General features: G+C 55.7%; 11 protein-coding genes, 1 tRNA gene and 1 pseudogene. 7 read left to right on the forward strand and 6 right to left on the reverse strand.

Features of this window, described 5'->3' with window-relative positions:
• Positions 1-5: 5 nt before the first annotated feature.
• From ACKLNA_RS28355 to ACKLNA_RS28365, 3 genes are all read right to left on the reverse strand, one after another.
• On the reverse strand, positions 6-977 hold the full coding sequence (locus ACKLNA_RS28355; RefSeq protein WP_134825980.1) for a magnesium and cobalt transport protein CorA: 972 nt from the start codon (positions 975-977) through the stop codon (positions 6-8).
• 134 nt (positions 978-1,111) lie between these two features.
• Positions 1,112-1,834 (reverse strand): 1-acylglycerol-3-phosphate O-acyltransferase, encoded by a 723-nt coding sequence (locus tag ACKLNA_RS28360; protein WP_085710663.1) that lies wholly within the window; start codon positions 1,832-1,834, stop codon positions 1,112-1,114.
• A gap of 214 nt (positions 1,835-2,048) precedes the next feature.
• Complete coding sequence (locus tag ACKLNA_RS28365) at positions 2,049-2,738, reverse strand: crotonase/enoyl-CoA hydratase family protein (protein ID WP_085732367.1); 690 nt, start codon at positions 2,736-2,738, stop codon at positions 2,049-2,051.
• Positions 2,739-2,802: 64 nt separating this feature from the next.
• On the opposite strand from ACKLNA_RS28365, the gene ACKLNA_RS28370 reads away from it, so the two are divergent.
• From ACKLNA_RS28370 to ACKLNA_RS28380, 3 genes are all read left to right on the forward strand, one after another.
• Complete coding sequence (locus ACKLNA_RS28370) at positions 2,803-2,931, forward strand: hypothetical protein (protein ID WP_408987783.1); 129 nt, start codon at positions 2,803-2,805, stop codon at positions 2,929-2,931.
• 114 nt (positions 2,932-3,045) lie between these two features.
• Positions 3,046-3,135 (forward strand) — tRNA-Ser (locus tag ACKLNA_RS28375).
• A 153-nt stretch (positions 3,136-3,288) separates the two neighbouring features.
• Positions 3,289-3,609: a YbjQ family protein gene (locus tag ACKLNA_RS28380; protein WP_114882012.1), complete on the forward strand. Its 321-nt coding sequence runs from the start codon at positions 3,289-3,291 to the stop codon at positions 3,607-3,609.
• Positions 3,610-3,650: 41 nt separating this feature from the next.
• On the opposite strand, the gene ACKLNA_RS28385 is transcribed toward ACKLNA_RS28380, so the two are convergent.
• Entirely contained in the window at positions 3,651-3,926 is a 276-nt protein-coding gene (locus ACKLNA_RS28385) for a hypothetical protein (protein ID WP_408987784.1), read from the reverse strand.
• A gap of 242 nt (positions 3,927-4,168) precedes the next feature.
• On the opposite strand from ACKLNA_RS28385, the gene ACKLNA_RS28390 reads away from it, so the two are divergent.
• From ACKLNA_RS28390 to ACKLNA_RS28405, 4 genes and pseudogenes are all read left to right on the forward strand, one after another.
• On the forward strand, positions 4,169-4,357 hold the full coding sequence (locus ACKLNA_RS28390) for a hypothetical protein (protein ID WP_085701198.1): 189 nt from the start codon (positions 4,169-4,171) through the stop codon (positions 4,355-4,357).
• A gap of 310 nt (positions 4,358-4,667) precedes the next feature.
• Positions 4,668-4,880, forward strand: a pseudogene (locus ACKLNA_RS28395) (glycine zipper domain-containing protein); the annotation flags it as partial.
• Positions 4,881-5,027: 147 nt separating this feature from the next.
• Entirely contained in the window at positions 5,028-5,444 is a 417-nt protein-coding gene (locus tag ACKLNA_RS28400) for a glycine zipper domain-containing protein (RefSeq protein ID WP_408987785.1), read from the forward strand.
• A gap of 120 nt (positions 5,445-5,564) precedes the next feature.
• Positions 5,565-5,732, forward strand: a complete 168-nt coding sequence (locus ACKLNA_RS28405) for a hypothetical protein (protein WP_167443766.1) — start codon at positions 5,565-5,567, stop codon at positions 5,730-5,732.
• A gap of 168 nt (positions 5,733-5,900) precedes the next feature.
• Here the strand turns inward: ACKLNA_RS28405 and ACKLNA_RS28410 are convergent, their stop codons facing one another.
• Together ACKLNA_RS28410 and ACKLNA_RS28415 are read right to left on the reverse strand one after the other, a co-directional pair.
• Entirely contained in the window at positions 5,901-6,329 is a 429-nt protein-coding gene (locus ACKLNA_RS28410; RefSeq protein ID WP_408987786.1) for a DUF6896 domain-containing protein, read from the reverse strand.
• Positions 6,326-6,854, reverse strand: a 529-nt coding sequence (locus ACKLNA_RS28415) for an RHS repeat-associated core domain-containing protein (protein WP_408987787.1), incomplete at its 5' end; no start/stop codon positions are given. The genes ACKLNA_RS28410 and ACKLNA_RS28415, both read right to left, overlap by 4 nt.

A 6,854-nucleotide genomic window follows, 5' to 3' on the forward strand; every position in this document is an offset into this window, starting at 1 on the left:
TTTTCTTACAGCCAGCCCGATTTCTTGAAGCTCGCCCACAGCCCCACGCAACCCACGGTGATAAAGCCCAGCACGGCGAAGTAGCCGTAATGCCAGCTCAGCTCCGGCATGTTCTGGAAGTTCATCCCGTAGATCCCGGCGACCGCCGTCGGGAACGCCAGAATCGCCGCCCAAGCCGCAAACTTGCGCTGCACCACGCTTTGCCGTGACGCCTCCAGCAGTACACCGATCTCGATGGTCTGGCTCGCAATGTCGGCCAGGGTGGTCAGGTCTTCCATCTGCCGTGTGACATGGATCTGCACATCGCGGAAGTAAGGGCGCATGTTCTTGTCGATGAAGGGGAAGCTCAGCTTCTGCAACTCTTCGCCGATTTCCACCATCGGCGCCGCGTATCGACGCAAGCGCAGCACATCGCGGCGCAGGCCATGAAGCTTCTGGATGTCGTGCTCATTCAGCGCGCTGCACAACACGTTGCGCTCCAGTTCATCGATCTCGGCGTGGATCGCTTCACCCACCGGCTGATAGTTTTCGATGACGAAATCCAGCAGCGCATACAGTACGAAATCTTCCCCGTGTTCCAGCAACAGCGGCCGCGCCTCACAGCGCTGACGGACATGGGCGTAGGACGCCGAATGGCCGTTGCGCGCAGTGATGATGTAGCCCTTGCCGGCGAAGATATGAGTTTCGATGAACTGCAGGATGCCGTGTTCGCGCACGGGCGAGTAGGTGACGATGAACAAGGCGTCGCCGAAGGTTTCCAGTTTCGGACGGCTGTGTTTTTCCAGGGCATCCTCGATGGCCAGTTCGTGCAGGTTGAACTGGCGTTGCAGGTTGGCCAGCTCCTGGGCGTTCGGCTCTTCGAGGCCGATCCAGACGAAGTGCCCGGTCTTGGCGGCCCAGGCGGCGCCTTCATCGAGGGAAATATTGGTGACTTTCTTACCGGCGCTGTAAACCGCAGCAGCAACAACTCGACCCATGGTGGTGGTTCACTTCTTCTTGGCAGATGGCAGGGGAGGCATGGCTTCAGCTTAGCCGTGTCGCTGCTTGAGAGTCAGTGAAATCTGCACAGTTCACCGGGCAAAAGAAAACCCGCACAGGGCGGGTTTCTTTTTCATGCAGCTTGAAGCTGCCGATCCATCGCATCGATGCACTCGCGCATCTGCTCGCGGCACTGGCTGATGAGCATGGGCATGTCGTCCATGGTCAGGCCGGCGGTAGGAATCGCCGGCAGCGAGCGTATGAGAATTTTCCCGCTGCGCCAGCGGTTCAGGCGCATGTGCTTGATGTAGCTGCTGACACACACTGGAACGATCGGCACACCGGCGGCGATGGCCATCTGAAACGCGCCTTTCTTGAATGGCAGCAGTTCTTCGCCCAGGTTGCGCGTGCCTTCCGGGAATACCCAGATCGAGGTGTCTTTGTGCTGCAAGGTGTCGGTGGTTGTCAGCATCGACTGGCGCGCCTTGTGCGCGTTCCCACGATCAATCAACACATTTCCCGCCAGCCAGAACAACTGGCCAAACAGCGGCACCCATTTCAGGCTCTTTTTGCCAATGCACACGGTCCGTCGCGGCACTACGTTGCCGAACACGAACAGGTCATAGTTGGACTGGTGGTTGGCGATGATCACGCAGCTGTCGGGCTTGTTCATCAGCTGACCGACGTCGGCCTTTACTCGCAGGCGCAGAATGCACATGGCCGGCAGGGCATAGAGACGGGCGCACAGACGACTGTTGTCCGGATTGAATGGCCGGCACAGCCCGAGAATCACCCCGAGCACACCCGCCAGCATAAAGTGCAGGCCCATCAATAACATACGAAACACGAACAGCATTTTCAGGCCCACCGGGACAAAAGGTGGCGCAGTGTACGGATGTGCACTGTTTTCGGCAATTGCCGCTATAGAGTCAGGAGATGGGCGATGTTTAAGCGCATGTTTCCGACTTGTCGGTCAGAGGCGTCCTAGAGCTGCCGAAGAGTTTTAAACCGCGCATGTAAGAAAAAGCCCGACACGACGGTCGGGCTTTTCTTTAGATGAGCGAAGGGGATCAGCCCAGGTGTTCCTGATCCTGAATGATCGCGTTATCCAGGGTTTCCAGCAGCGCCTTGCGCACTTTGAGCTTGGTGTTCTTGTGCGCCGTCATGTTGATCTTCTTCAACTGACGCGCGGCGGCGAGGGCGGCACCTTGCAGTTCTTCGGCAGAAACCACCTTGTCGAGGAAACCGGCATCCACAGCGCTTTGCGGATCGAACATCTCGCCGTTGATCACCGAGCGGTGGAAGGCCGACCGGCGAAGACGATCACGGGCCAGCTCGATGCCGGCGTGGTGCATGGTCATGCCGATCTGCACTTCGTTCAGACCAATGCTGAACGGGCCATCAACACCGATCCGGTAATCGGCGGACAACAGAATGAACGCACCTTTGGCCACGGCATGACCCGGGCAGGCAACGATCACCGGGAACGGGTGCGACAGCAGACGACGGGCGAGGGTCGAACCAGCGGTTACCAGGGACACGGCTTCTTTAGGGCCGGCTGTCATCACTTTCAAATCGTAGCCGCCGGAAAGAATGCCCGGCTGGCCGGTAATGATCACGATTGCACGATCAGCCACCGCCTGATCCAGCGCCGCGTTGAAGGCCGCGATCACGTCCGGGGAAATGGCGTTGACCTTGCCGTTGCTCAGGGTCAGGGTCGCGATACCGTCTTCGAGGTGGTAGGCAATCAGGTCGCTCATGGCGCAATTCCTTATAAGAAAGATGGGCAGACGTTACCCACCGTCGCCGGTCAGGTAAAGCACTGTGACTGACCCGCCGGTCACCCTTGAGCGGCTGATGCGCCGCAACGTGCCCCACGACAAACGCCTGCGCGCCTATATAGAAGGGCCGCGCCCACCCGAGATTGGCCGGATCGCCATGGCCCATCGATAGCGGAAACGACTTTTTCTCTTAACCGCATGAAAATTCTGAAAAAAAGTTTGCCATCAGAAAAGCTTTCGACTACATTAGCGCGCCTCGACAGACAGAACATGTTTGAAGAGATACGGTGAAGTGTCCGAGTGGCTTAAGGAGCACGCCTGGAAAGTGTGTATACAGGAAACTGTATCGAGAGTTCGAATCTCTCCTTCACCGCCAAATTCGATGTAAACAAAACCCCTGGTTTCGCAAGAAGCCAGGGGTTTTGTGCATTCAGGTGTCCGGATTTTTTTGCTCACAGAGTTGGGTTCGGCTTCACTTTGCCGGGGCAGTACAATCGCGGTTTTATCTGTATGTAAAAGGACGACTTCCATGATCATTTCCACCACTCACTCCATCGAAGGCCGGCAGATTACGGCGTATCTGGACGTTGTCAGTGCCGAGTCGGTGCAGGGCGTGAATGTTATTCGCGATATGTTCGCCGGGATGCGGGACTTTTTCGGTGGACGTTCGCAGACGCTGGAGCGGGCGTTGAAGGAGGCGCGTGTTCAGGCGACTGACGAAATCAAGGAACGGGCGCGGGCGTTGCAGGCGGATGCGGTGGTCGGGGTGGATTTTGAGATCAGCATGCCGGCGGGGAAGGGTGGCATGGTTGTGGTGTTTGCGACCGGTACGGCGGTCAAGTTGCGCTGAGGCTGTGAGCCCATTCAGCGAAATGGGCTCTTTGCGGAGAATCAGCCCTGTGGTTTGAGCAGGACAGTGCCTTTCGAGTCGTAGGTCAGGGGCGTATCAATTGCAACCATCGGCGTACCACCAGGCTGAACCGGGTCTGGATAGTAGATGACGCCAGGTTTGCCAGGCTGCAACGGACTAGGTCCGTCCAGCGGCTTGATGACGATCTCGCCTGAGGCAAGCTTCTCCTTGAATTTTTCCGCCCCGGCTTTACCGGCGGCGATCTGCTCGTCCGTGAGCTTTACAACAGGCATCTGTGGGAATCCTTTGATTTCCATGTTCTCTCCTTGAGATTCATTGCGCAGGAAAAAGGGCAGCGGCCGGTCGCCGGGAATCTTTAGCGGCGCGGGACCAACGGCTTTTCATTGTGTTTAATTTCTGTAGGCCATTCGTCGGGCTCCGAGCGATCTGAATCACAAGTCCAGGAATGACCGGCTAGTCTCAAAAGCCTTGGAGGTCGATATTTTTTCAGGCAAAAGGGTCTTGCCGGTATCGGCCCGCTTTTGAAAGGGGTGAAGAGATGACTGATCCGTACATCGAAGACGACGGGGCTGAGTTTCCATTCAACAATTGCGTGCGCTGTGGCCAGACCGAGTATCAGGCGGGCTTTGGCGAAGATCCGGTGCAGACCGGCAAGATCAAGTCGACAGCACCCAAGGGGCCTAAAGCCAAATTTCTGCCCAAGGTGACGACACGTTCCAGGAAGTAATCCGGATGCCACAGAACCCCGCCATCGAGCGGGGTTTTTGTTTGCTGATTTTCTAGAGAAGCGTCCTACAGAAATTACTGATTCGTCCGGTTTCTTTCACAAACTTTTCACACCGGTCTACGTAGGGTGAAGCCATCCGTTAGAAAGCAAGTCTCCAGCCCGTCTCCCCAGCGGGCTTTTTTTTGCCTGCGATAAAACCTTTTCCAAAATCGCTGTCCAATCGGCGCCAAGTGCGCTGTGGCACTGGACATTGCCGTGGCAACAGCATTCAATCTGCGCCCTTTTTCTTCCTTCTTTTGAGGTTTTCGTCATGCGTTTAACTCTGCCTGCTCTGGTTCTGGGGCTTCTGGTCGCTCAAGGTGCAATGGCCGGTGATGGCACCGCCGCACTGGGTGGTGGCCTGGGTGGCGCGCTGGGTAATGTGGTCGGCCAGAAAATGGGCGGCAGCAGCGGCGCGGCCATCGGCGCTGGCCTGGGTGGCGCAGCGGGCGGCGCGGTGGGCAGCAACCTGTCCAAGGGCCACAAGCGTCACTGATTGCGAATGCATGTCTGAAAAGGCCCGGCTATATGCCGGGCCTTTTCGTTGCTGAACGTTTTTCCCGATTTCGCCTCCAATTCCGTATAGCCCCTTCCGGGCGTACCGTCCCGATCCGGGACCTGCGAGGTCTGTATGCGATCGACATTAACTGCGTTGGTTCTAGGATTGCTTGTGGCGCAAGGCGCCATGGCTGCCGGCGATGGTTCCGCGGCGGTCGGCGGTGGTCTGGGTGGTGTGCTGGGTAACGTGGTCGGCGGACAGCTCGGCGGCAGCACCGGCGCCGCAGTGGGAGCGGGCGTTGGTGGCGCGGCTGGCAGTGCCGTCGGAGCGAACAAGCGTAATCGTACGGAGGCCGCGATTGGTGGCGGTCTTGGCGCGGCGGGTGGCTCAGTGCTTGGCAACAGCGTCGGTGGATCTACCGGCTCGGCTGTCGGTGCCGGACTCGGCGGCGCGGCGGGTGGTGCAGTGGGCAACAACCTGGGAGGCGATGGCGGAAAATCGCATTCCGGTGGCGGCCACAAGCACAAACACAAATATCGTCACCGCTGAGCAAGCGGAGTTACTGAAACCCGGCCTTGTGCCGGGTTTTTTGTTTTCCCGCGTAATGCGCCGGAACGTTTAGCGACCATACTTTTCGAACGTCTACACGCTGAGCTTCCGAGGTGCACCATGACTCCCGAAACCGAAGGCAAGGAAGAAAAAGGCCCGAGCGGGTTGCCGTTTATCAATGATCCGGGGAATGAAGATCCGGGGTCGTTGATGGATGATGCGACGGTTCCGCTTTGGGAGGGTGAGGGGGAGGAGCTTGAGTATGAGGATTTTGATGATGATGAGTGATGGGTACTCGCTTCGTTGAACTTGGTGTGCACCTAATGAGACTTCGGTATTTTCTGCAGCAGTTTTCGCATGCTGTCCGTTTAGATAGCATCTTGAATGCGCAGGGAGGGAGGAGAGTTTGAATTGTTTTTAAGGGCCTGAGTCAACAGGCCCTTTTTGTGGTGGTGCCTAATTTGTATCTCTCGAGTCAGTCAGTACATAAAGATTACTTGTGGCAGACATTTTTTTAATTTTTTTTAGCCTTATATATTCTTTTAGTTCTTTTTCAACAATTTTTTCGTCGCAGTATTTTTTATGCTTGGATGGTCTATCGCAAGCGAAGTTGTATAGGCGCCAAGCATCAAATCCATTAATCTCACCGTTAGGGCCATAGTCAAAATCTACGGTTTCTTCAGGTAAATGGATGAAACATCCGATTCCATGTAATTCATACTTAACGCCTCCAGTGACTTTTCCGCATCGCTTTATCGCCTTTGTATGCCAAAGCCTTCGAATATCTCGAGTGCCAAATTCACGCTCAAAAAACAAGGTGCCGGACTCCACCGTGGAGATGAAGTCATTTATCAGGATTTCCAAAGCTTCATTTTGATCACTCATCTTCTTCTCCGGTGCTCCAATCTGTCTAGGCCTACATTATTTGCTGAGTCTAATACGTCATCAATGCTTTTTAGAGTCCCGTTGTATGTGTTGAGGTCGGTTATAAGTCTAATTGTCACATTGGTCGCAGTTTGCCGTGCAGCTGCTGCACGATGGTGTCCGTCCAGAATGTATAGGCTGCCGTCATGTTCTATAACGTCAATGGGATATGCTGGGTTGTATCCGTCACGCATTCTGTTTTTATAGTCGTCGACTTTTTTGGTTGAGGCTTTTCCCTCTATTGTATGTACTCGCTTCAAGATTTTTGGATCTATATTGTGAGCAATGGCCGGTAGATTCGGCTCTCCCTCTTCAACCTTAACCCCATTACTTCCATCTGGAATCTCACAACCCGGCTTATTCGGCGGCGGACAATTGGAGGTCAATCCCAACGGATCCACCCACCCCGTCGGATTCGGCACGTACCGGTACTGATTCAACCCACCCGCCAGCTTCACCGGATCCGGCGTCAGGTACCGTCCCAAA

This window comes from Pseudomonas sp. UV AK001, assembly GCF_046097675.1.
GTDB lineage: Bacteria > Pseudomonadota > Gammaproteobacteria > Pseudomonadales > Pseudomonadaceae > Aquipseudomonas > Aquipseudomonas kribbensis.

Coding starts and splice junctions, on each gene's coding strand:
- ACKLNA_RS28385 (WP_408987784.1), bottom strand. CDS start 3,926: ATGGAAATCAAAGGATTCCCACAGATGCCTGTTGTAAAGCTCACGGAC.
- ACKLNA_RS28360 (WP_085710663.1), bottom strand. CDS start 1,834: ATGCTGTTCGTGTTTCGTATGTTATTGATGGGCCTGCACTTTATGCTG.
- ACKLNA_RS28400 (WP_408987785.1), top strand. CDS start 5,028: ATGCGATCGACATTAACTGCGTTGGTTCTAGGATTGCTTGTGGCGCAA.
- ACKLNA_RS28390 (WP_085701198.1), top strand. CDS start 4,169: ATGACTGATCCGTACATCGAAGACGACGGGGCTGAGTTTCCATTCAAC.
- ACKLNA_RS28405 (WP_167443766.1), top strand. CDS start 5,565: ATGACTCCCGAAACCGAAGGCAAGGAAGAAAAAGGCCCGAGCGGGTTG.
- ACKLNA_RS28380 (WP_114882012.1), top strand. CDS start 3,289: ATGATCATTTCCACCACTCACTCCATCGAAGGCCGGCAGATTACGGCG.
- ACKLNA_RS28355 (WP_134825980.1), bottom strand. CDS start 977: ATGGGTCGAGTTGTTGCTGCTGCGGTTTACAGCGCCGGTAAGAAAGTC.
- ACKLNA_RS28365 (WP_085732367.1), bottom strand. CDS start 2,738: ATGAGCGACCTGATTGCCTACCACCTCGAAGACGGTATCGCGACCCTG.
- ACKLNA_RS28410 (WP_408987786.1), bottom strand. CDS start 6,329: ATGAGTGATCAAAATGAAGCTTTGGAAATCCTGATAAATGACTTCATC.